Origin of the sequence: Streptomyces sp. NPDC051909, from assembly GCF_040681095.1 — a bacterium.
Taxonomy (GTDB): domain Bacteria; phylum Actinomycetota; class Actinomycetes; order Streptomycetales; family Streptomycetaceae; genus Streptomyces.
Genome location: NZ_JBFAYA010000036.1, coordinates 1 through 20,941 on the forward strand (window position 1 = coordinate 1; position 20,941 = coordinate 20,941).

A 20,941-nucleotide genomic window follows, 5' to 3' on the forward strand; every position below is an offset into this window, starting at 1 on the left:
TGGTACTGCAGGGGGGACCCTGTGGGAGAGTAGGACGCCGCCGAACAATCATTGTGGGAAAGCCCCGCACCTCTGGTGCGGGGCTTTTCTGCGTTCACCGCCGGAATCCCCCCCCGGATTCCGGCCGAGGCCTGTTGCCCGGCCCGCCCTCAGAGCTTGCCGGCGGCCTTCAGCGCGAGATAGGTGTCCGCCAGCGCGGGGGCCAGGGCATCCGCGGTCGCATCAACGACCGTGACGCCGTGGCGCTGGAGCTGTTCCGCCGTACGGAGGCGCTGGGACTGGGTCTGGGTCGCGGCGGCGGCCTCGTAGACGCCCTCGATCGTGCCTCGGGTACCGGTCATCTGGACCACGTGCGGGTCGGAGGGGGAGGCCACCAGGACGGTGTGGCGCTGCGTGAGCTGCGGGAGGACCGGGAGCAGGCCTTCCTCGACGGGGGCGGCGTCCAGGCCGGTGAGGAGGACGATGAGGGAACGGCGCGGGGCGCGGGCCAGGGCGGTGGCCGCGAGGCCGCGAGCGTCGGTCTCGACGAGTTCGGGTTCGAGCGGGGCCAGGGCGTCGACCACGGCCGGGAGGACGTCGTTCACGGAGCGGCCCTGGACCTGGGCGCGGAGGCGGCGGTCGTAGGCGAGGAGGTCGACGCGGTCGCCGGCGCGGGAGGCGAGCGCGGTGAGCAGGAGCGCTGCGTCCATCGCGGCGTCGAGGCGGGGAACGTCGCCGACGCGGCCGGCGGAGGTGCGGCCGGTGTCGAGGACGATAAGGATGTGGCGGTCGCGTTCGGGGCGCCAGGTGCGGACGGCGACGGTGGTCTGGCGGGCGGTGGCCCGCCAGTCGATGGAGCGGGTGTCGTCGCCGGGGACGTACTCGCGGAGGCTGTCGAACTCGGTGCCCTCGCCTCGGGTGAGGACGCTGGTGCGGCCGTCGAGTTCGCGCAGCCTGGCCAGGCGCGAGGGGAGGTGCTTGCGGCTGGTGAAGGGGGGCAGGACCCGCACGGTCCAGGGGACCTCGTGGTTGCCCTGGCGGGCGGCGAGGCCGAGGGGGCCGAAGGAGCGGACGGTGACGCGTTCGGCTCGGCGGTCGCCGCGGCGGGTGGGGCGCAGGGTCGTGGTGATGCGGCGGCGTTCGCCGGCGGGGACCGTCAGCTTCTGGCGCGTGGGGTTCTGGGCGCCGCTCGGGGGCCAGGCGTCGCGGAGTTGGGCGCGAAGTCGGCGGCGGGACGGGTTCGTGACGGTCAGTCGGACCTCGGCCGCGTCACCGAGTCGAACCGTTGTGTCACCGGTTCGGGTGAATTGGAGCTTTCGCACTGGCGCGGCCATCGCGTAGTCGCACAGAATTGCGAGTGTGAGTGGCGCGTTCACCGCGAGCATCCCCGTCCAGCTGGGCGCGAGGATGCCCACGGGGAGCGACCCGATGGCGGCGAGCAGGGCGGTTCGTCCGGTGAGGGCCATGGGGTGCCGTTCTCAGCGAGGTACGGGGACGTGGGCGAGGATCGAGTTGAGGACGGAGTCGGAGGTGACTCCCTCCATCTCGGCCTCGGGCCGCAGTTGGACACGGTGCCGGAGGGTCGGCAGCGCCAGGGCCTTCACATCATCCGGGGTGACGTAGTCCCGGCCGGTGAGCCAGGCCCAGGCCCGGGCCGTGGAGAGCAGGGCGGTGGCTCCTCGGGGGGAGACGCCGAGGGTGAGCGAGGGGGATTCACGCGTGGCACGGCAGATATCGACGACATAGCCGGCGATCTCGGCGGAGACTGCGACCTTGGCGACCGCGTCGCGGGCGGCCGCGAGTTCGGCGGGGCCGGCGACGGGGCGGACTCCGGCGGCCTTCAGGTCGCGCGGGTCGAAGCCCTGGGCGTGACGGGTGAGGACGCTGATCTCGTCCTCGCGTGAGGGCAGCGGGACCGTCAGCTTCAGCAGGAAGCGGTCGAGTTGGGCCTCCGGCAGCGGATAGGTGCCCTCGTACTCGACGGGGTTCTGGGTCGCGGCGACGAGGAAGGGCTCGGGCAGCGGGCGGGGGGTTCCGTCCACGGTGACCTGGCGCTCCTCCATGGCCTCCAGGAGCGAGGACTGGGTCTTCGGTGGCGTCCGGTTGATCTCGTCGGCGAGCAGCAGATTGGTGAAGACCGGGCCGGGCTGGAAGGAGAACTCGGCGGTCCGGGTGTCGTAGACGAGGGAGCCGGTCACGTCGCTCGGCATGAGGTCGGGGGTGAACTGGACGCGCTTGGTGTCGAGTTCGAGCGACGTGGCGAGGGCCCGCACCAGGAGGGTTTTGGCGACGCCGGGGACGCCCTCGAGCAGCACGTGACCCTTGCAGAGCAGGGCGACGACGAGACCGGTGACGGCCGGGTCCTGGCCGACCACGGCCTTTCCGATCTCGGTGCGCAGGGCCTCCAGGGAGGCGCGGGCGCTGTCCGAGCTCGTCATGGTCTCGGGGGTCGGGGCGCTCATGAGGTGCGTACCTCTCTTTCGAGGGCGTCGAGTTGGTCCGCGAGGCGGACGAGGGCGGCGTCGTCGGCGGGAGCCGGGCCGAAGAGGAGGGCCCGGTGGATCGCCCCGGCGGTCGTGGGGATCCGGGCGGAGAGTGCGGGGAGGAGCAGTTCGGGGGTGTGGGCGTCCTTGGCGGGGAGGCCGAGGAGCGGGGCGATCCGGCCGCGGGTCGCGGTGCGCAGGACGGTGGCCGCGCGGTCGCGGGCGTCGGTCTTGCGGTAGAGGCGGGCGCGGCCCTCGGTGGCCTCGGAGGCGCGGATGGCGACGGGGAGGCGTTCGGGGACGAGGGGGCCGAGGCGGCGGGCGCGCCAGACGGCGGCGAGTACGGCGGCGACGGCGAGTTGGAGGGTGCCCCACAGCCAGCCGGAGGGGATCAGGTCGAGGAAGGCGGAGCCGGGGTCGTCGGTGGCCTCGGGGTCAGCGGGCACGTCGATGAGCGAGGGGAGGTACCAGACGAGATGCGGTCGGGAACCGAGGAGTTGCAGGGCGAGGGACGCGTTGCCCTGTTGGGCGAGGCGCTTGTTGTAGAGGAGTTCGGGGGAGCCGACGAGGACCGTGTCGGCGGTGCCCGGGCCGGGGACGCGGACCAGGGTCGGCAGGCCGTCGGCGGGGTAGCAGGAGTCGGCGGTGGTGACGCCGGTGCGGTAGCGCTCGCCGCCGAGGTCGGCGGTGCCGGCGCGGGTGGCGGCCGGCAGGGTGCAGCGGGGGCCAGGACCACGGGTGGCGACGGCGGCGCTCAGGTCGGCTTCGATGCCCGGGGCGAGGGTGTCGAGGCTCGCGGCGCCCGCGCCCAGCAGGACGGTTCGGCCGGCCGAGCGGCTCATCGCCCCGTACAGCGTGGACTGCTGTTCCGGGGTCAGCAGGTCGGGGGTGGTGACGAGCAGGGTGGTGTCGTCGCCGGTGGCGGTGGTGGCGTCGGTGAGAGTGTCGAAGACGTCGATGGTGACGCCCCGGGCTTTGAGGAGTTCGGCGACGGCGCGGCTGCCGTAGGGGTCGGCGGAGCGTGGGTCGAGGCGGCCGCCGTGGTCGGAGGAGCGGACGGTGGCCAGGACGAGGCCGCCGATCAGGGCCAGGGCGAGGAGCAGCAGGGCGCCGCGGGCGCGGTTCCACAGCTGACGGGGGGTGAGCGAGGTGGAGGTGGCGGACCGGGTCTTCGGGGCGCGGCTCATCGGGGCGCCTCCGTGAAGCCGCCGGCGGCGCTCGTGGCCAGGACCGGCTTGGCCCGCTCCAGGGCGGTGTCCAGTTGTTCGATGCGCCGGTACGCGGGTTCGTCGGCGCTGCGGCCGCCGTATGTGACGTCGTCGAAGGCACGGGCGGCGGCGCGCAGGGCGTCGGCGTGGGCGGGGAGTTGGCGGCCGGCCTCGGCGGCGGCCTCGTCGGCGGTGCGGCCGGGTCGCGGGTCGAGGAGGGTGCGTTCCTCGAGGGCCCGGACGATGGCGCGCATGCGTTCCTGGACGGCCTGGTTCCACTGGCCGGCGGAGGCGTGCCGTGCGGCGGCGGCCCGGTGTTCGGCGGCGGTGCGGGGGCCGTCGTCGAAGAGGGAGTCGCCGCCGGTGGTGGGAGTGCGGCGGGGGGTGCCGAGGCGCCACCAGAGGGCGGCGATCAGGGCGAGTACGACGATGACGACGGTCACGAGGCCGACCGTGCCGCCCGGTGTCGCACCGGAGGCGGCGTCGAAGAGGTCGTCGACCCACTCCCAGAAGCGGTCGAGGACGCGCTGGAGCAGGCTGGGATCGTTCTCGTGGTACATCGGCTTGGACAGTTCGCGCTCCGCCGCCTCCTGGGCGGGGGTGCGCGGAATGTCGACCGGTATGTCACCGGCCGTACCCCCCGTGATGGTCACGCCATCAGCCTCCGTAGCCGGGGAGTCCGGCGGCGCGGGCCAGTTCGATGTCGAGGGCCTCGCGGCGGATGCGCTGGTCGATGTAGAGGAGCACCGTCACGCCGGAGGTCAGCGGGTAGGTGAGGGCGCTGGTGATGACGCCGCCGATGCCCATGATGATCAGGAAGGTCCAGCCGGTCTCCGGGACGCTGCCCTCCATGAAGGAGTCGAGGCCGCTGCCGGAGACGGCCGTCGCCAGGATGACGAACGGGATGGCGACCAGCATCGTGAAGACGGCGACCATGACGTTGGTGAGCAGGGTGATGCCGAAGATGCGCCACCAGGAGCCCTGGACCAGCTTCATGGACCGCTTCATCGCCTTGATCACGCCCTGGCGTTCCAGCATCAGGGCGGGGGAGGCGAGGGAGAGGGCGATCGTCAGCCAGATGACGGCGACGAAGGCGCAGAAGCCGCCCACGAACGCCAGTCCGGCACCGGCGCTGCCGCCGAGGAGCAGTCCGGGCAGTACGCCCACGAGCATGATCGCGACGGAGAGGGCGACCACCAGGACCGTGATGCCGAGGAGCTGGAGCAGCCGTGGGCGGGCGTCCCGCCAGGCCTCGCCGAGGGTGACCGGGCGGCCGAGGACGGCCCGGCTCATGACGACGGTGAGCAGCGCGGAGCAGATCAGGCCGGCGGCGATCATGACGATGTACGAGGGGCCGGACTCGGCCAGCGCGTTCTTCAGGGACGCGACGCTCTGCGAGAGGGCTTCGGCCGGGGTGGCGTCCGGGTCGATCGCCACGGGCTCCGGGGCCAGGAAGCGCACGCTGAGGATGTCCGCGAGCTGCGCGACGACCGCGACGCCGAGGCTGATCGCGAGGACCGTCTGCCAGTAGCGGCGCATGGTCGCCGCGGCGCCGTCGAGGATGTCGCCGAGGGTCAGCGGGCGCAGCGGCACCACACCGGGCTTGGCGGCGGGCGGCGGGCCCCAGTGTCCGTACGGGGGCGGCGTGCCCTGGCCGCCACCGCTGTGGGCGCGGGCTGGGGTATGCGGCGGAGTGTCGGCACCGGCGCTGGGAGCGGTCGGCGACTGCCACTGGCCGGCGGGCGGCTGCTCCTTCGACCACTGGGGGGCGGAGCCGTTCGCGTCGCCGGGCGAGGCGGGCCGGGGGACCCCCGCGCCGTCCTGGCCGTCGGAGGGAGCAGATCCGGGCGAGGTCCAGCCCGGAGTGTCGTTCACGGTCGTCCACCTCGAGGAATGGTCGCGGGGCCGGATCGGCGAACCGGCTCGGTCTCTGCGGCCGTACGCCTGTCCGGGCGCCGGGCCGGGAGCCATCGTGCCACGCGGGGCCCTCCCGCGGGCGGGCCCGGGCGCACTCCGGCACCTTCCTCGCGGAAAGCGACGGGGCCACACGCCGCTCTGGCCGCGTGCATCCGGCCGTGTAGCTTGGCGCGACTTGTCGATGACATGACCTCTACAGCAAGGACGACACCTGTGCGCCTCCTCCTGCGCCACTCCGTTCCCGTCCATGTGTTCGGGGAATTCCGGGGCCTGCCCGTCCTGCTTGCCCGCACCGCTGTGGGCGACAAGCCGGGGGACTGCAAGCAGGGGGACCTCATCGGCGACCCGGCTCTTGCCGGCTGAGCGCGGCCGGGGCTCGGGATCAGGCCAGGTCGCCCATGGGCCATACGGCCTGGCACAAGGTACGGTGCAGGGCGACCACGGGGGCCACGGGTTGACATCTCTGTCTGACGTCGACACCCACAGAAACCGGCAGTTCACGGCGGGTATTCACGGACGTCACCGCAGGTCAGTGAGGTATCTCACCAGCCGCCTTGAGACTGATACGGAAATGGGATGATGTCGATATGAAGGGACGCGTTCTCGTCGTCGACGACGACACCGCACTGGCCGAGATGCTCGGCATCGTGCTGCGAGGTGAAGGGTTCGAGCCGTCGTTCGTCGCGGACGGCGACAAGGCGCTTGCCGCCTTTCGGGAGGCCAAGCCGGATCTGGTGCTGCTCGATCTGATGCTGCCCGGGCGGGACGGGATCGAGGTGTGCCGGCTGATCCGCGCCGAGTCCGGGGTGCCCATCGTGATGCTCACGGCCAAGAGCGACACCGTCGACGTCGTCGTCGGGCTCGAGTCGGGTGCCGACGACTACATCGTGAAGCCGTTCAAGCCGAAGGAGCTCGTCGCCCGTATCCGGGCGCGGCTGCGGAGGTCGGAGGAGCCGGCGCCCGAGCAGCTGGCCATCGGCGATCTGGTGATCGACGTGGCCGGTCACTCCGTGAAGCGGGACGGGCAGTCCATCGCCCTGACGCCGCTGGAGTTCGACCTGCTCGTCGCCCTCGCCCGCAAGCCGTGGCAGGTGTTCACGCGTGAGGTGCTCCTGGAGCAGGTCTGGGGCTACCGGCACGCCGCCGACACCCGTCTGGTGAACGTGCATGTCCAGCGGCTGCGCTCCAAGGTCGAGAAGGACCCCGAGCGCCCGGAGATCGTGGTCACCGTCCGCGGTGTCGGATACAAGGCAGGACCGAGCTGACATGAGTGCAGGCAGTACTGCTCCGAAGCCCGGGAACCCGGGAGTCCGTACGGGGCGGGCTGCCGGACCGGGACGGGGGGGCTCGCGTTTCGGCCGTCTGCTCCAGGACGGGGCCCCCGGCGGGCCGGTGTTCCGGCTCGTCGTGCGCTGGGTGCGCCGTCCGCTGCTGCCCGCCGTACGCCTGTGGCGGCGCAATCTGCAGATACGGGTCGTCGCGGGCACCCTGCTCATGTCCATCGGAGTGGTGCTGCTCCTCGGCCTGGTCGTCATCGGCCAGGTGCGCAACGGGCTGCTCGACGCCAAGGAGAAGGCGGCGCAGAGCCAGGCGGCCGGGGGGTTCTCCGCTGCTCAGGACCGGGCCGCGACCACGCCCTCCCAGCCGGGCGCCCAGGACGGCGGCCGGGCCGGCGCGTCCGTGAACTGGCGCTCGACGCTCGTCGAGCAGCTCGCCAGCGGCGGCCAGAGCGCCTACAACGTGGTCGCGCTGTCCCTGGAGACCGGCAACACCGCCAGCCGCGGCGCCCGCGCCTCCGGCGAGGTCGACCCGACCACGAGCATCCCCGCCGACCTGCGGCACAACGTCGCGCAGGGCACCAGCACCTTCCAGAAGTTCGCGCGCATCCACTACACCAGCGGCAAGAACTCCGAGGCCGGCCTGGTGATCGGCAAGCGGCTCAACGACGCCGACGGCACTCCGTACGAGCTGTACTACCTCTTCCCGCTGACCCAGGAGGAGGACTCCCTCGCCCTGGTCAAGGGCACTCTGGCGACCGCCGGCCTGTTCGTGGTCGTGCTGCTCGGCGCCATCTCGTGGCTGATGGTGCGGCAGGTCGTCACGCCGGTGCGGATGGCCGCCGGGATCGCCGAGCGGCTGTCCGTCGGCAAGCTCCAGGAACGTATGAAGGTCACCGGCGAGGACGACATCGCGCGCCTCGGCGAGGCCTTCAACAAGATGGCGCAGAACCTCCAGCTCAAGATCCAGCAGCTGGAGGAGCTGTCCCGGATGCAGCGGCGCTTCGTCTCGGACGTGTCGCATGAGCTGCGCACCCCGCTGACGACCGTACGGATGGCGGCCGACGTCATCCATGACGCGCGCGCCGACTTCGACCCGGTGACCGCGCGCTCCGCCGAGCTCCTCGGCGACCAGCTCGACCGCTTCGAGTCGCTGCTCTCCGACCTCCTGGAGATCAGCCGCTTCGACGCGGGCGCGGCGGCCCTGGAGGCCGCGCCGATCGATCTGCGCGAGGTCGTACGGCGGGTCATCGGCGGCGCCGAGCCGCTGGCCGAGCGCAAGGGCTGCCGGATCGTCGTCACCGGCGACGAGCAGCCGGTGGTGGCCGAGGCGGACGCCCGCCGGGTCGAGCGGGTGCTGCGCAACCTGGTCGTGAACGCCGTCGAGCACGGCGAGGGCCAGGACGTCGTCGTGAAGCTGGCCGCGGCCGGCGGGGCCGTCGCCGTCGCCGTACGCGACTACGGCGTGGGCCTCAAGCCGGGCGAGGCCACCCGCGTGTTCAACCGCTTCTGGCGCGCCGACCCGGCTCGCGCGCGTACCACCGGCGGTACGGGCCTGGGCCTGTCGATCGCGGTGGAGGACGCCCGGCTGCACGGCGGCTGGCTCCAGGCGTGGGGCGAGGCGGGCGGCGGCTCGCAGTTCCGGCTCACCCTGCCGCGCACCGCGGACGAGCCGCTGCGCGGCTCCCCGATCCCACTGGAGCCGGAGGACTCGCGGCGCAACCGCGAGCAGGCCGCGCTCGCCGCGGGCGGGACAGGCGGTGTGGGCGCTACCCCGAGGTCCGGTGACCGGGCCGCGGCCGGGACGGGCGCCGGTACGGCTGCCGGGGCGCGGCTCTCGGCGGTGCCGGTGCAGCCCGCCGGGGACCGACCGGCCCTGCCCGTACCGCCGCGGATGCCCGCCGTGCCGCGGGCGACGGCCGACCCGACGGCTCTGCCGGGCAGTGGTGCCCGGGTGGTGGCCCGGTCCGCCGACGGGGCCGAGGACGCCGCGGCCGGAACCGGGCCCGGATCCGGGGTCGGGGACGGCGACGGTGGTGAGGCGATGGCGTCGACGCGCGCCGAGCGGGAGGACGGAACTGGTGGGCGCTGACCTTCGAGGGAAGCGGGAGACCCTGGGGCGGGGAAGGCCGGTGCGGGGCGCGGTCCTGGCGGCGTGCGGTTCGCTGCTCGTGGCCGGCTGCGCGACCATGCCCGACAGCGGTGACGTCCAGGCCGTGAAGGCCTCGAACCCGGGCGACTCGCAGGTGCGGGTGTACGCGGTCGCGCCCCGTGAGAACGCCGATCCGGACGAGATCGTCGACGGCTTCCTGGAGGCCATGACGAGTGACGACCCCGGCTTCGCCACGGCGCGGAAGTACCTGACGAAGCAGGCCGCGCGCAGCTGGAAGCCGGAGGAGAGCATCGCGGTGCTCACCAACGCGCCCGGCCGCGACCCGGCCGTGCGGCTCGCCGACCCCGAGAGCAAGGGCCGGACCTTCCCGCTCTCCGGGCGGCAGATCGCGACGGTCGACGCGAGCCACGCGTACCAGCCGAAGGCGCCGGCCGAGTACACCCAGTCGATCCACGTGGTGCAGCAGCCCTCGGCGGACGGCAAGACCAGGGAATGGCGCATCGACAGCCTGCCCAAGGGCCTGGTGCTCGGCGAGGCGGACTTCCTGCGTAACTACCGCCCGGTCAACAAGTACTACTTCGCCTCCGGTGAGAACTGGGTCGTCGCCGACCCCGTCTACATCCGGCAGCGTCAGGATCCGGTCACCCGCATGGACGCGGTGGCGCAGACCGTGAAGGCGCTTCTGGAGGGCCCGACCGGCTGGCTGGATCCGGCCGTCGACACCCGCTTCCCGTCCGGGACGCAGCTGCGTGAGGGCGTCACCACCCTGGCCACGGACGACCAGTCCACCCTGAAGGTGCCGCTCAACAAGAAGGCCGACCATGTCGGCGCGGCCGCCTGCAAGGGAATGGCGGCGCAGCTGCTGTTCACGCTGCGCGACCTGACCTCGGTACGGGTCGAGCAGGTGGAGATCCAGGGCAGCGAGGGCAACCGGCTGTGCCTGCTCGGCAAGGGGCAGGCGATCGACGAGTACTCGCCGGTCCGCGATCCCGGCAGCGGCGAGAACCCCTACTTCGTCGACGAGCACGGCAAGCTGATGATGCTGTCGGTCGGCGGGCAGCGGCCCGACAAGCCGTCCGAGGTGACCGGGCCCTTCGGCAAGGGCACGGTCCCGCTGCAGTCGGTGGCGGTGGACCGCGAGGAGAGCCACGCGGCGGGCGTCGGCCAGGACGGGCGCGAACTGCGTGTCGGCTCCCTCACCACCGACGAGGAGCTGCCCGCCCCCGTCGTCACCAGCAGTGCCGCCCAGCCCGACAACCGTCTCTCGGCGCCGAGCTGGGACGGCCGGGGCGACCTGTGGGTCGCCGACCGCAACCCGCTCAGGCCGCGCCTGTGGATGGTGCCGGGCGGCCGGGGCGAGCGGATCGCGGTCGCCACGCCGTGGCTGCGGGACGGCGCGCGCATCGAGTCGCTGCGGATCTCCGCCGACGGGGTGCGCATCGCGCTGCTCGTCACCCAGGACAAGCGGACCACCCTGCAGATCGGGCGGGTCGAGCGGACCTTCGACGACGGCGTGCAGTCGGTCGCCGTGACGGACCTGGAGAACGCGGCGCCGCGCCTGGAGTCGGTCACCTCCGTCTCGTGGGCCGGGCCGAGCCGGCTCGTGGTGGTCGGTACGGAGGCCGGCGGGGTGCAGCAGGTGCGGTACGTACAGACGGACGGCTCGACCTCGGCGACCTCCGTCCTGCCGGGCCTGAACGGCGTCGAGGCGGTGGCCGCGCCGCACGGCGAACAGGCGCCGGTGGTCGCCGACTCCGGCAACGACGGCATCGTGCGGCTGGTCCCCGGCGCGAACTGGCAGCCGGTGGTGAAGGAGGGCGGCTCCCCGGTCTACCCGGGCTGAGGCCGCCCGCCCCTGGGCCGCCCGCGCGGGGGCCTCGGCCTGGGGCCGTCCCGTCCCGGGTCCCGTCCCGGGGGCCGTCCGGCCCCACTCCTCCGGGCCGTTCGGGCCCCGTCCGCGTCCTGCGGACGGGGCCCTTTCTCCTTTCCTCTCGCGTTGTCCACAGGGCGTTGTCCACAGGGGTGGCCGCAGCCGTCGGGCAGGAGGACAGTGGAGCCATGCGGGGGTGGTGGCGAGAGATTGCCGGGCTGGTGCTGCCGGGCTCCTGCGGAGGCTGCGGGAGTCCCCGTACGGCGCTGTGCCCGCCGTGCGAGGCCGAACTGACCGGCGGCGCCCCCCACCGGGTGCGGCCGGCGCCGGAGCCGCCGGGGCTGCCGGTGGTGTTCGCGGCGGCCGCCTACGAGGGCGCGACACGGGCCGTGCTCCTCGCGCACAAGGAGCGCGGTGCGCTGCCGCTCGCCGGGCCCCTCGGCGTGGCGCTGGCCGGGGCCGTGACGGCCGCCGCCGGGGGCCGGGGCGGGCTCGGGGGCGGTCCGCTGCTTCTCGTACCGGTGCCGTCCTCGCGGCGCTCGGTGCGGGCGCGTGGCCATGATCCGACGCGGCGGATCGCCCTGGCCGCGGCGGGCCGGCTGCGGCGTACGGGACGGGTGGCGCGGGTCCTGCCGGTGCTGCGGCAGCGGCGGGAGGTGGCCGACCAGGCCGGGCTCGGCGCGCGCGGGCGGCGAGCGAACCTGGCCGGGGCGCTGGAGGTGGCGGCGCACGGGGTGCGGCCGCTCGGCGAGGCCGTGCGGGCGGGCGCGCGGGTGGTCCTCGTGGACGACCTGATGACCACCGGGGCCTCGCTCGCGGAGGCGGCGCGGGCGCTCGCGGCGGCGGGGCACGGCCACCGCTCCGTACACCGTCCGTTCATGTTTCCGGGATTACCGGACAGGCCGAAGGGAGGAGCGGCAGGAGGACCTGTGGAAGGGCAATTCGAACAGGCCGCGGCGGCGGTAGTCGCATCTTCTCCGTCCTCGTTCGAAATAAACCGGAACTGACGGGGAAGTTGCATCGTTGCAGGTGGTGAGAGGTGAATGCACCCGAACGGAGGTAACCGGCTCCAGCGGGTGCCGACACCCGTCCGAACGAGCTATGTTCGGTTGTGAGGAATGGCGAATGCCACACCTCATCGAATGCACGGGTGCGCCTACAGGACAGGAGTTCAAGGCGAATTAACCTCTGGTTGATGGGGTGGGGAGCTTGTCGGCTGGGGAGGAGGAGGTCAGGTCGCCAAGTCCGAGGTTCCGGTAATCGCCGGAGCCTGGTGCAAAGGGATGAAGCCCGCCGGGCCAAGGAGCCGGGACGGGCAATCCGGGAACGGAGTTCTGCGTGGACATCGTCGTCAAGGGCCGCAAGACCGAGGTGCCCGAGCGGTTCCGGAAGCACGTGGCCGAGAAGCTGAAGCTGGAGAAGATCCAGAAGCTCGACGGCAAGGTGATCAGCCTCGACGTCGAGGTGTCCAAGGAGCACAACCCGCGGCAGGCCGACAGGTCGGACCGCGTGGAGATCACCCTCCACTCCCGAGGCCCGGTGATCCGGGCCGAAGCGGCGGCAGGCGACCCGTACGCAGCGCTCGACCTCGCCAGCGACAAGCTGGAGGCCCGACTGCGCAAGCAGCACGACAAGCGGTTCACCCGCCGCGGCGCCGGCCGGCTGTCGGCGGCCGAGGTCGGCGACGTGGTGCACGGCGCCGCCCAGCTCAACGGCAGCGGCGAGCTGGTCGCCGACGAGTCCGAGAACGTGCCCACCACGATGATGGGTTCGATCCAGGTCCAGGGCGAAGGGCCGCTGGTGGTCAGGGAGAAGACCCACAGCGCCGCCCCCATGAGCCTCGACCAGGCGCTCTACGAGATGGAGCTGGTCGGGCACGACTTCTATCTCTTCGTCGACTCCGACACCAAGCAGCCCAGTGTCGTCTACCGGCGACACGCCTACGACTACGGCGTCATCCACCTCGAGAGCGACCCGCTCGCCGAGGGCGGCGGCGCGGGCGGCGCGCTCGGCGGCTGATCGCCCCGGGCCGCGCCCCGGCCGCGGACCATGACCCCGGTGCCCCTGGAGCGCCCCGCGCGCTCCCAGGGGCACCCCTGTGCGCCGGCGTGCGCCCACGGGATCACCGCACCGGGGCCGCGGCATGAAAGCATGGGGCGCACCCCAACCGGTGCTCCCCGGGCAGCGGTTGGCGGACGGAAAGCGAACCAGTACACGACTTCAGGCCACGGCCTTCATGGGGGAGGAACGATGGCGGACAGCTTCGGGCCGGTGCACGGCGGGCGAACGCTCGACGAGCCGGTGAACCCGGAGGGAATGGATTCGGCCAACGGGGCGTCACGCGACGAGCCGATCCGGGTCCTCGTCGTGGACGATCACGCCCTTTTCCGCCGCGGCCTGGAGATCGTTCTCGCGCAGGAGGAGGACATCCAGGTCGTCGGCGAGGCGGGCGACGGCGCGGAGGCCGTCGACAAGGCCGCCGATCTCCTGCCCGACATCGTCCTGATGGATGTCCGCATGCCCAAGCGCGGCGGAATCGAGGCGTGCACCTCCATCAAGGAGGTCGCCCCCAGCGCGAAGATCATCATGCTGACGATCAGCGACGAGGAGGCCGACCTCTACGACGCGATCAAGGCGGGCGCCACCGGCTATCTCCTCAAGGAGATCTCCACCGACGAGGTCGCCACCGCGATCCGCGCCGTCGCCGACGGGCAGTCGCAGATCAGCCCCTCGATGGCCTCGAAGCTGCTCACCGAGTTCAAGTCGATGATCCAGCGCACCGACGAGCGCCGGCTCGTGCCCGCGCCGCGCCTCACCGACCGCGAGCTGGAGGTCCTCAAGCTCGTCGCCACCGGGATGAACAACCGGGACATCGCCAAGGAGCTGTTCATCTCCGAGAACACCGTGAAGAACCACGTCCGCAACATCCTGGAGAAGCTGCAGCTGCACTCCCGGATGGAGGCCGTGGTCTACGCGATGCGGGAGAAGATCCTCGAGATCCGCTGAGGCACGGCCCCCAGGACTGCTTCGAGACCTACCCCAGGGCCTTCACCAGCGCCGGGGCCAGCTCGGGCGCGTCGACCCGCTCCACCGCCACCGCGTCGCAGCCGACCCACTCCGCGGCCTCGCGCAGCGCCTGCGCCACCGCCGGGACCGCCTTGGGGCCGTCCAGGGTGACCTGCCGGGCGACCAGCGTGCGCCCGTCACGCGCCGGGTCCACCCGGCCCACCAGACGGCCGCCGGCCAGGACCGGCATCGCGAAGTACCCGTACACCCGCTTCTGCTTCGGCACATACGCCTCCAGGCGGTGCGTGAAGCCGAAGACGCGCTCGGTGCGCGGCCGCTCCCAGATCAGCGAGTCGAAGGGCGAGAGCAGCGTCGTGCGGTGCCGGCCGCGCGGCTCGGTGGCGAGCGCCGCCGGATCGGCCCAGGCCGGCTTCCCCCAGCCCGCGACCGTCACCGGCACCAGACCCGAGTCCGCCACCACCGCGTCGAAGGCCTCGCCCTTGATCCGGTGGTAGTCGGCGAGGTCCGCGCGGGTGCCGACGCCGAGCGCCTCGCCCGCCTGCCGCACCAGGCGGCGCAGACACTCCTTGTCGTCCAGGTCGTCGTGCAGCAGCGCGTCCGGCACGGCGCGCTCCGCCAGGTCGTAGACCCGCTTCCAGCCGCGCCGCTCGGTCACGACCACCTCGCCGAACATCAGTGCCCGTTCGACGGCGATCTTCGAGTCCGACCAGTCCCACCACTCGCCCTTGTTCTTGGCGCCGCCCAGCTCGGTGGCGGTCTGCGGCCCCTCGGTCTTCAGCTGGGAGATCACCGCCTGGTAGGCGTCGTCCGACAGCTCGTGGTTCCAGTGCGGGCGGTCGCGGTAGGCGCGGCGGCGGAAGGCGAAGTGCGGCCACTCCTCGATGGGCAGGATGCAGGCGGCGTGCGACCAGTACTCGAAGGCGTGGCCGTCGGTCCAGTACGCCTCCTCGACGGTGCGGCGGCCGACCGCGCCCAGGCGCGCGTACGCGATCAGCTCGTGCGAGCGGGCGAGGACCGAGATCGTGTCCAGCTGGACCTGCCCGAGGTGGCGCAGCACACCCCGCACCCCGGCCCGGCGGTCCGGGGCGCCGAGGAACCCCTGGGCCCGCAGGGCGATCCGGCGGGCTTCGTCGGCGGACAGTTCGGCAGCGGGGCGCGGGGCGGTCGTCATGCTCCGACCCTAGGCCCTGGCACTGACAGTGCTCAGGCCCGCGTGACGGTGCTCGCGGAGGCCTCGGCCCCGGCCCCGGCGGCGGCCTTCGCCGGGAGGTACGGCACGGGGGACGGCAGGTCCAGGTCGGAGGGGAGCAGGGCGCCGAGCCAGCAGTCGCGGGCCGTGCCCTTGTTGAGCAGCCCGGCGCGCTCCACGCCCTCGACGACGAAACCGGCCCGCTCGGCGACGGCCCGGGAGGGCGCGTTGCCGACCTCGGCGCGCCACAGCAGGCGGTGGACGCCGAGCGAGGCGAAGGCCCAGTGGGCGAGGGCGCCCACGGCCTCCGTGACGTAACCGCGGCCGCGGTGCTCCCTGGCGGTCCAGAAGCCGACCTCGCGGATGCCCTCCCCGCGCGCGTGCAGGCCGATGGCGGCGACCAGCGGGCCGCCCTCCAGCGGCTCGACGGCGAAGGCGTAGTCGCTGTCGGCGCGCCAGCCGTCCGGGACGATGCGGGTCACGAAGAACTCGGCGTCCTCGCGGGTGTACGGCGAGGGGACCTGGGTCCAGCGCTGGATGTCGGGGTCCTGACAGGCCTCGTACACAGGGTCGACGTCGTCCGGGGTGAAGGGGCGCAGGCGCAGTCTGGCCGTGGCGAGGGTGATGGGTTCCATGACGGAATTCTGGTGTCCCGCCGGACCGGGTGCGAACACTTTTCGCAGCGGGCGGCACCTTCCGGCGGCCTCGTGCGTTGGTCAGGGAGCGAGGTGTCACGGGCGGGAGCGGGCCCCTCGGCACCGGCCCCGCACCCGTCCCGCAGCGCTCCGCCACTGCTCCGGCACTGCGGGCCTCCCTCCGTGAGGGTGGTCTCGCTTACGATGGCCGTTGCGGTGGGGACCACCTGCCGTGCCCGCGCCCGAGTCATGACAAGACCCAGTGCCAGGCCCGACCGGCAAGGAGACCAGCCTCAGTGTCCGTCTTCCACAAGCTCATGCGTGCAGGCGAAGGCAAGATCCTGCGCAAACTGCACCGCATCGCGGACCAGGTCAACTCCATCGAAGAGGACTTCGTCAACCTCTCCGACGCCGACCTGCGGGCGCTCACGGACGAGTACAAGCAGCGCTACCAGGACGGCGAGTCCCTGGACGACCTGCTTCCGGAGGCGTTCGCCACGGTCCGTGAGGCCGCCAAGCGCGTTCTCGGCCAGCGCCACTACGACGTGCAGATCATGGGCGGTGCCGCCCTCCACCTCGGTTACGTCGCCGAGATGAAGACCGGTGAGGGCAAGACCCTCGTCGGTACCCTCCCGGCGTATCTGAACGCACTGTCCGGCAAGGGCGTCCACCTGATCACGGTGAACGACTACCTGGCCGAGCGCGACTCCGAGATGATGGGCCGCGTCCACCGCTTCCTCGGTCTGAACGTCGGCTGCATCCTCGCGAACATGACCCCGGCGCAGCGCCGCGAGCAGTACGCGTGCGACATCACGTACGGCACGAACAACGAGTTCGGCTTCGACTACCTGCGCGACAACATGGCGTGGTCCCAGGACGAGCTCGTGCAGCGCGGCCACAACTTCGCGTGCGTCGACGAGGTCGACTCGATCCTGGTCGACGAGGCCCGTACGCCGCTGATCATCTCCGGCCCGGCCGACCAGGCCACCAAGTGGTACGGCGACTTCGCCAAGCTGGTCACCCGCCTCGTCAAGGGCGAGCCCGGCAACCCGCTCAAGGGCATCGAGGAGACCGGCGACTACGAGGTCGACGAGAAGAAGCGCACCGTCGGCATCCACGAGTCCGGTGTCGCCAAGGTCGAGGACTGGCTGGGCATCGACAACCTGTACGAGTCGGTGAACACCCCGCTCGTCGGTTACCTGAACAACGCCATCAAGGCCAAGGAACTGTTCAAGAAGGACAAGGACTACGTCGTCATCGACGGCGAGGTCATGATCGTCGACGAGCACACCGGCCGTATCCTCGCCGGCCGCCGCTACAACGAGGGCATGCACCAGGCCATCGAGGCCAAGGAGGGCGTGCCGATCAAGGACGAGAACCAGACGCTCGCCACGATCACCCTCCAGAACTTCTTCCGCCTCTACGACAAGCTCTCCGGCATGACCGGTACGGCCATGACCGAGGCGGCCGAGTTCCACCAGATCTACAAGCTGGGCGTCGTGCCGATCCCGACGAACAAGCCCATGCAGCGCAAGGACCAGCCGGACCTGATCTACCGGACCGAGGTCGCCAAGTTCGCCGCCGTCGTCGACGACATCGCGGAGAAGTACGAGAAGGGCCAGCCGGTCCTCGTCGGTACGACGTCCGTCGAGAAGTCCGAGTACCTGTCGCAGCAGCTCAGCAAGCGCGGCGTGCCGCACGAGGTGCTGAACGCCAAGCACCACGAGCGCGAGGCCGTCATCGTCGCGCAGGCGGGCCGCAAGGGCGCCGTCACGGTCGCCACGAACATGGCCGGCCGCGGTACGGACATCAAGCTCGGCGGCAACCCCGACGACCTCGCCGAGGCGGAGCTGCGGCAGGCGGGCCTGGACCCGGTCGAGCACGTCGAGGAGTGGGCGGCGGCCCTGCCGGGCGCGCTGGAGCGGGCCGAGAAGGCCGTGAAGGCGGAGTTCGAGGAGGTCAAGGAGCTCGGCGGGCTGTACGTCCTCGGCACCGAGCGCCACGAGTCGCGCCGTATCGACAACCAGCTGCGCGGTCGTTCCGGCCGTCAGGGCGACCCGGGCGAGTCCCGCTTCTACCTGTCGCTCGGCGACGACCTGATGCGTCTGTTCAAGGCGCAGATGGTCGAGCGGGTCATGGCCATGGCCAACGTCCCGGACGACGTGCCGATCGAGAACAAGATGGTGACGCGCGCGATCGCGTCCGCGCAGGCGCAGGTCGAGTCCCAGAACTTCGAGACGCGCAAGAACGTCCTGAAGTACGACGAGGTGCTCAACCGGCAGCGCGAGGTCATCTACGGCGAGCGCCGCCGCGTCCTGGAGGGCGAGGACCTGCACGAGCAGGTGCAGCACTTCATGGACGACACGATCGACGACTACATCCGCCAGGAGACCGCCGAGGGCTTCGCCGAGGAGTGGGACCTGGACCGGCTGTGGGGCGCGTTCAAGCAGCTCTACCCGGCGAAGGTCACGGTCGACGAGCTGGAGGACGCGGCGGGCGACCGTGCGGGCATCACCGCGGAGTTCATCGCGGAGTCCGTGAAGGACGACATCCACGACCAGTACGACGCGCGCGAGAAGCAGCTCGGCTCGGACATCATGCGCGAGCTGGAGCGGCGGGTCGTGCTGTCGGTCCTGGACCGCAAGTGGCGCGAGCACCTCTACGAGATGGACTACCTCCAGGAGGGCATCGGCCTGCGCGCGATGGCGCAGAAGGACCCGCTGGTCGAGTACCAGCGTGAGGGCTTCGACATGTTCTCCGCGATGATGGAGGGCATCAAGGAGGAGTCCGTCGGCTACCTGTTCAACCTGGAGGTCCAGGTCGAGCAGCAGGTCGAGGAGGTCCCGGTGCAGGAGGCGGCGCCGTCCCTGGAGAAGCAGGACGCGGTGGCGGCGGGTGCCGGGCGTCCGGAGATCCGGGCGAAGGGCCTGGACGCGCCGCAGCGGCCGGACCGGCTGCACTTCTCGGCGCCGAAGGTCGACGGTGACGGGTCGGTCGTCGAGGGCGACTTCGCCTCCGACGGCGAGCCGGCGGACGCGGGCGACGGCATGACGCGGGCGGAGCGCCGGAAGGCGCAGAAGAACGCGGGCGGGCGTCGCCGCAAGAAGTAGTGACGTGGGGGAGGGGCCGGTCGCCGCTTGGGCGACCGGCCCCTTCTCGTCTGTTGCGGCAGACCGTTCACGCCGGCCGTTCACGCCGGTCGTTCACGCGTTCACGCCGGTCGTTCACGCCAGTCCGTCGAGCTCGACGGCGGCGCAGCGCCAGCGGAGGTCGCGGCCGCGCTCAAGGCGGAAGGCCATGGCCCGTACCCGTTCCCCGGTCGCGATCGTGGCGCAGGCCTCCACGGCCTCCCGGTGCCCCGGCTGCCGGGCGGTGCAGCGCCGCACCACCGGCCGCGGTCCGGTCGCCGACCGCAACGGCGTGGCGGGCGCGAGCCGCACCAGCTGCTCGTACGCCTCCCCGACGGTGAACCCGAGCATCCAGTGCACCGGCCGCTCCCCGCTCAGCACGGCGAGCAGCCGCTCCGCGAACATCACGTGCGGCGGCACCCGCAGCACGGGCCCCGCGCCCGCCCGCCCCCGCGGCCGCGTCCCGGCGGGTCCGGCCGGCCGCCGGGTCGCCGGGCGGGGCCGCTGCCGGGGGTGGGGGCGCGGCTGTGGCTGCGTGTCCGTCTCGGTGGTCATGCGGATCCCCGTCCGTCGCGATGGGTCACCGACCGATACCTGTCGGTAACTTCCGTTGGGGATCTTGTACGGGCCGGGCGGGGCGCCGGGCAAGCGTGGCCGGTGGATCGGTGGCCGCGCGGCGGGCTTCACCTATCAGGGTGACGGGCCCGGTATCGCACGGCCGGCGGCCCGTCGCGGGGCCTCTGTGGGCGCGGCCGGATCACCCGGGCGGGTGGATGCGGGGACCCCCCGAACGGGGACGTGCCGGGCGTCCGGGCGGGGGCCGGAAGGCAGCCCTCCGCCCCCCGGAACGCCGCCCCGCACGTATCCTGAGGGCGATTCCGACTATGAAAGCGGCTGCCATGCGTGTGTACGTACCTCTGACCCTTTCCGGGCTCGCACAGGCGTACAAGGGCGGTGAGCTGGGGCCCGGGCCCGTGGTGGCGTACGGGGTGACGCCCGCGCTGCGGGAGTGGTACGTGTCGGATGACATCGAGGAGCTGGAGTACGCGGCGCTGAGCCGGGCCGCGGCCGCGTCGTTGCGGCTGATCGCGGGGGACCCGCAGGCGGCGCGGCGACGGGTGGTCGTGGCGGTGGACGTGGCCGACAAGGACGCCGTCGTGGACCCGGACCGGGGCCTCGACCCCGGGGCGCTCGGGGAGGTGCGGATCGCGCGGGCCGTGCCCATGGGGAAGGCCGCGGCCGTCCACGCCGACGCCGACGACGCCGAGACGGACGTCGCCGCCGCGGCGGCCGCGCTCGGAGCGGCCGATCAGGGCGACGACGACGCGCAGTTCGTCGTGGACGGGGCCGAGGACCACGAGCTGCTCTGGTACGGGGTGCAGGAAATCCCCGGACTGCTGGGCTGACCGGGCCGGTACCGTGGCTTCCCATGGGGAAGCACGGCACACACGGCGCACACGGCAGGCATCTGGTCTGGGACTGGAACGGCACGCTGCTCGACGACATCGGCGCGGTCATCGGCGCGACGAACGCGGCCTTCGCCGAGCTCGGCCTCGAACCGATCACCCTGGAGCGGTACCGCGAGCTCTACACGGTGCCCGTTCCGAAGTTCTACGAGCGGCTCATGGGCCGGCTGCCCACCGACGACGAGTGGACGCTGATGGACGACGCCTTCCACCGGCACTACTGGGAGCGCGCCGAGGGCTGCGGGCTCACCACGGGCGCCGCGGAGCTGCTCGCGGCGCGCCGGGCCTCCGGCTTCACGCAGTCGCTGCTGTCGCTCGCGCCGCACGAGCACCTGGTCCCGCTCGTGCGGCGCCACGGCATCGCCGAGCACTTCGTACGGATGGACGGGCGCGTCGGCAGCTCCACGGACGGCAAGTCCGGGCACATGGTCCGGCACCTGGCCGCCCTGGAGATGCCGGCCGAGCGGATCGTCGTCATCGGCGACGCCGCGGACGACGCCGTGGCGGCCCTGCACGTGGGCGCCAAGGCGGTCCTCTACACCGGCGGCTCGCACAGCCGCCGCAGCCTGGAGCGGGCCGGCGTGCCCGTCGTCGACTCGCTCACCGAGGCCGTCGCCGTCGCCGACGAGATCGTCTAGCCCCGGCCTAC

Annotated in this window: 18 protein-coding genes; 10 read left to right on the forward strand and 8 right to left on the reverse strand. The window is 72.4% G+C overall.

Going from position 1 to position 20,941, the window contains the following annotated elements; all coding sequences use genetic code 11:
• Positions 1–149 precede the first annotated feature (149 nt).
• From AB0M18_RS33405 to AB0M18_RS33425, 5 genes are read right to left on the reverse strand one after another with little or no spacing between them, the layout of a single operon-like run.
• On the reverse strand, positions 150–1,445 hold the full coding sequence (locus AB0M18_RS33405) for a DUF58 domain-containing protein (protein WP_365764707.1): 1,296 nt from the start codon (positions 1,443–1,445) through the stop codon (positions 150–152).
• A 12-nt stretch (positions 1,446–1,457) separates the two neighbouring features.
• Positions 1,458–2,441 carry a MoxR family ATPase gene (locus AB0M18_RS33410; RefSeq protein ID WP_365764709.1) on the reverse strand — a complete coding sequence of 328 codons (984 nt, stop codon included), beginning with the start codon at positions 2,439–2,441 and terminating at the stop codon, positions 1,458–1,460.
• Complete coding sequence (locus AB0M18_RS33415; RefSeq protein WP_365764711.1) at positions 2,438–3,649, reverse strand: DUF4350 domain-containing protein; 1,212 nt, start codon at positions 3,647–3,649, stop codon at positions 2,438–2,440. Before AB0M18_RS33415 ends, AB0M18_RS33410 begins: the two co-directional genes overlap by 4 nt.
• On the reverse strand, positions 3,646–4,323 hold the full coding sequence (locus tag AB0M18_RS33420; protein WP_365764713.1) for a DUF4129 domain-containing protein: 678 nt from the start codon (positions 4,321–4,323) through the stop codon (positions 3,646–3,648). The genes AB0M18_RS33415 and AB0M18_RS33420 overlap by 4 nt, the downstream gene beginning before the upstream one ends.
• A 4-nt stretch (positions 4,324–4,327) precedes the next feature.
• Positions 4,328–5,545, reverse strand: coding sequence for a hypothetical protein (locus AB0M18_RS33425; RefSeq protein WP_365764715.1), 1,218 nt, complete (start codon positions 5,543–5,545; stop codon positions 4,328–4,330).
• Between the two features lie 255 nt (positions 5,546–5,800).
• On the opposite strand from AB0M18_RS33425, the gene AB0M18_RS33430 reads away from it, so the two are divergent.
• From AB0M18_RS33430 to AB0M18_RS33460, 7 genes are all read left to right on the forward strand, one after another.
• Positions 5,801–5,950, forward strand: coding sequence for a hypothetical protein (locus AB0M18_RS33430; RefSeq protein ID WP_365764717.1), 150 nt, complete (start codon positions 5,801–5,803; stop codon positions 5,948–5,950).
• A 224-nt stretch (positions 5,951–6,174) separates the two neighbouring features.
• Positions 6,175–6,852, forward strand: coding sequence for a two-component system response regulator MtrA (mtrA, locus tag AB0M18_RS33435; RefSeq protein WP_009333493.1), 678 nt, complete (start codon positions 6,175–6,177; stop codon positions 6,850–6,852).
• Position 6,853: 1 nt separating this feature from the next.
• Positions 6,854–8,956, forward strand: coding sequence for an MtrAB system histidine kinase MtrB (mtrB, locus tag AB0M18_RS33440; protein ID WP_365764719.1), 2,103 nt, complete (start codon positions 6,854–6,856; stop codon positions 8,954–8,956).
• 97 nt (positions 8,957–9,053) lie between these two features.
• Positions 9,054–10,820 (forward strand): LpqB family beta-propeller domain-containing protein, encoded by a 1,767-nt coding sequence (locus tag AB0M18_RS33445; protein WP_365764778.1) that lies wholly within the window; start codon positions 9,054–9,056, stop codon positions 10,818–10,820.
• 215 nt (positions 10,821–11,035) lie between these two features.
• Positions 11,036–11,854, forward strand: coding sequence for a ComF family protein (locus tag AB0M18_RS33450; protein ID WP_365764721.1), 819 nt, complete (start codon positions 11,036–11,038; stop codon positions 11,852–11,854).
• Between the two features lie 331 nt (positions 11,855–12,185).
• The gene (gene raiA / locus AB0M18_RS33455) at positions 12,186–12,866 is read left to right on the forward strand and encodes a ribosome-associated translation inhibitor RaiA (protein WP_365764723.1); all 681 of its coding nucleotides are present in this window, start codon (positions 12,186–12,188) and stop codon (positions 12,864–12,866) included.
• A 231-nt stretch (positions 12,867–13,097) separates the two neighbouring features.
• A complete protein-coding gene (locus tag AB0M18_RS33460; RefSeq protein ID WP_365764725.1) occupies positions 13,098–13,853 on the forward strand; it encodes a response regulator transcription factor in 756 nt (251 codons plus the stop codon).
• A gap of 28 nt (positions 13,854–13,881) precedes the next feature.
• Here the strand turns inward: AB0M18_RS33460 and AB0M18_RS33465 are convergent, their stop codons facing one another.
• Both AB0M18_RS33465 and AB0M18_RS33470 read right to left on the reverse strand, forming a co-directional pair.
• Entirely contained in the window at positions 13,882–15,045 is a 1,164-nt protein-coding gene (locus AB0M18_RS33465) for a crosslink repair DNA glycosylase YcaQ family protein (RefSeq protein ID WP_365764727.1), read from the reverse strand.
• A 32-nt stretch (positions 15,046–15,077) separates the two neighbouring features.
• Complete coding sequence (locus tag AB0M18_RS33470; RefSeq protein ID WP_365764729.1) at positions 15,078–15,698, reverse strand: GNAT family N-acetyltransferase; 621 nt, start codon at positions 15,696–15,698, stop codon at positions 15,078–15,080.
• Positions 15,699–15,994: 296 nt separating this feature from the next.
• Here AB0M18_RS33470 and secA point away from each other — a divergent pair, with 296 nt between their 5' ends.
• The gene (secA, locus tag AB0M18_RS33475) at positions 15,995–18,808 is read left to right on the forward strand and encodes a preprotein translocase subunit SecA (RefSeq protein ID WP_365764731.1); all 2,814 of its coding nucleotides are present in this window, start codon (positions 15,995–15,997) and stop codon (positions 18,806–18,808) included.
• A 114-nt stretch (positions 18,809–18,922) separates the two neighbouring features.
• On the opposite strand, the gene AB0M18_RS33480 is transcribed toward secA, so the two are convergent.
• Positions 18,923–19,231, reverse strand: coding sequence for an Rv3235 family protein (locus AB0M18_RS33480; RefSeq protein ID WP_365764780.1), 309 nt, complete (start codon positions 19,229–19,231; stop codon positions 18,923–18,925).
• 494 nt (positions 19,232–19,725) lie between these two features.
• Here AB0M18_RS33480 and AB0M18_RS33485 point away from each other — a divergent pair, with 494 nt between their 5' ends.
• Both AB0M18_RS33485 and AB0M18_RS33490 read left to right on the forward strand, forming a co-directional pair.
• Positions 19,726–20,232 carry a hypothetical protein gene (locus AB0M18_RS33485; protein ID WP_365764733.1) on the forward strand — a complete coding sequence of 169 codons (507 nt, stop codon included), beginning with the start codon at positions 19,726–19,728 and terminating at the stop codon, positions 20,230–20,232.
• A 23-nt stretch (positions 20,233–20,255) separates the two neighbouring features.
• Positions 20,256–20,930: an HAD hydrolase-like protein gene (locus tag AB0M18_RS33490; RefSeq protein WP_365764735.1), complete on the forward strand. Its 675-nt coding sequence runs from the start codon at positions 20,256–20,258 to the stop codon at positions 20,928–20,930.
• Positions 20,931–20,941 lie beyond the last annotated feature (11 nt).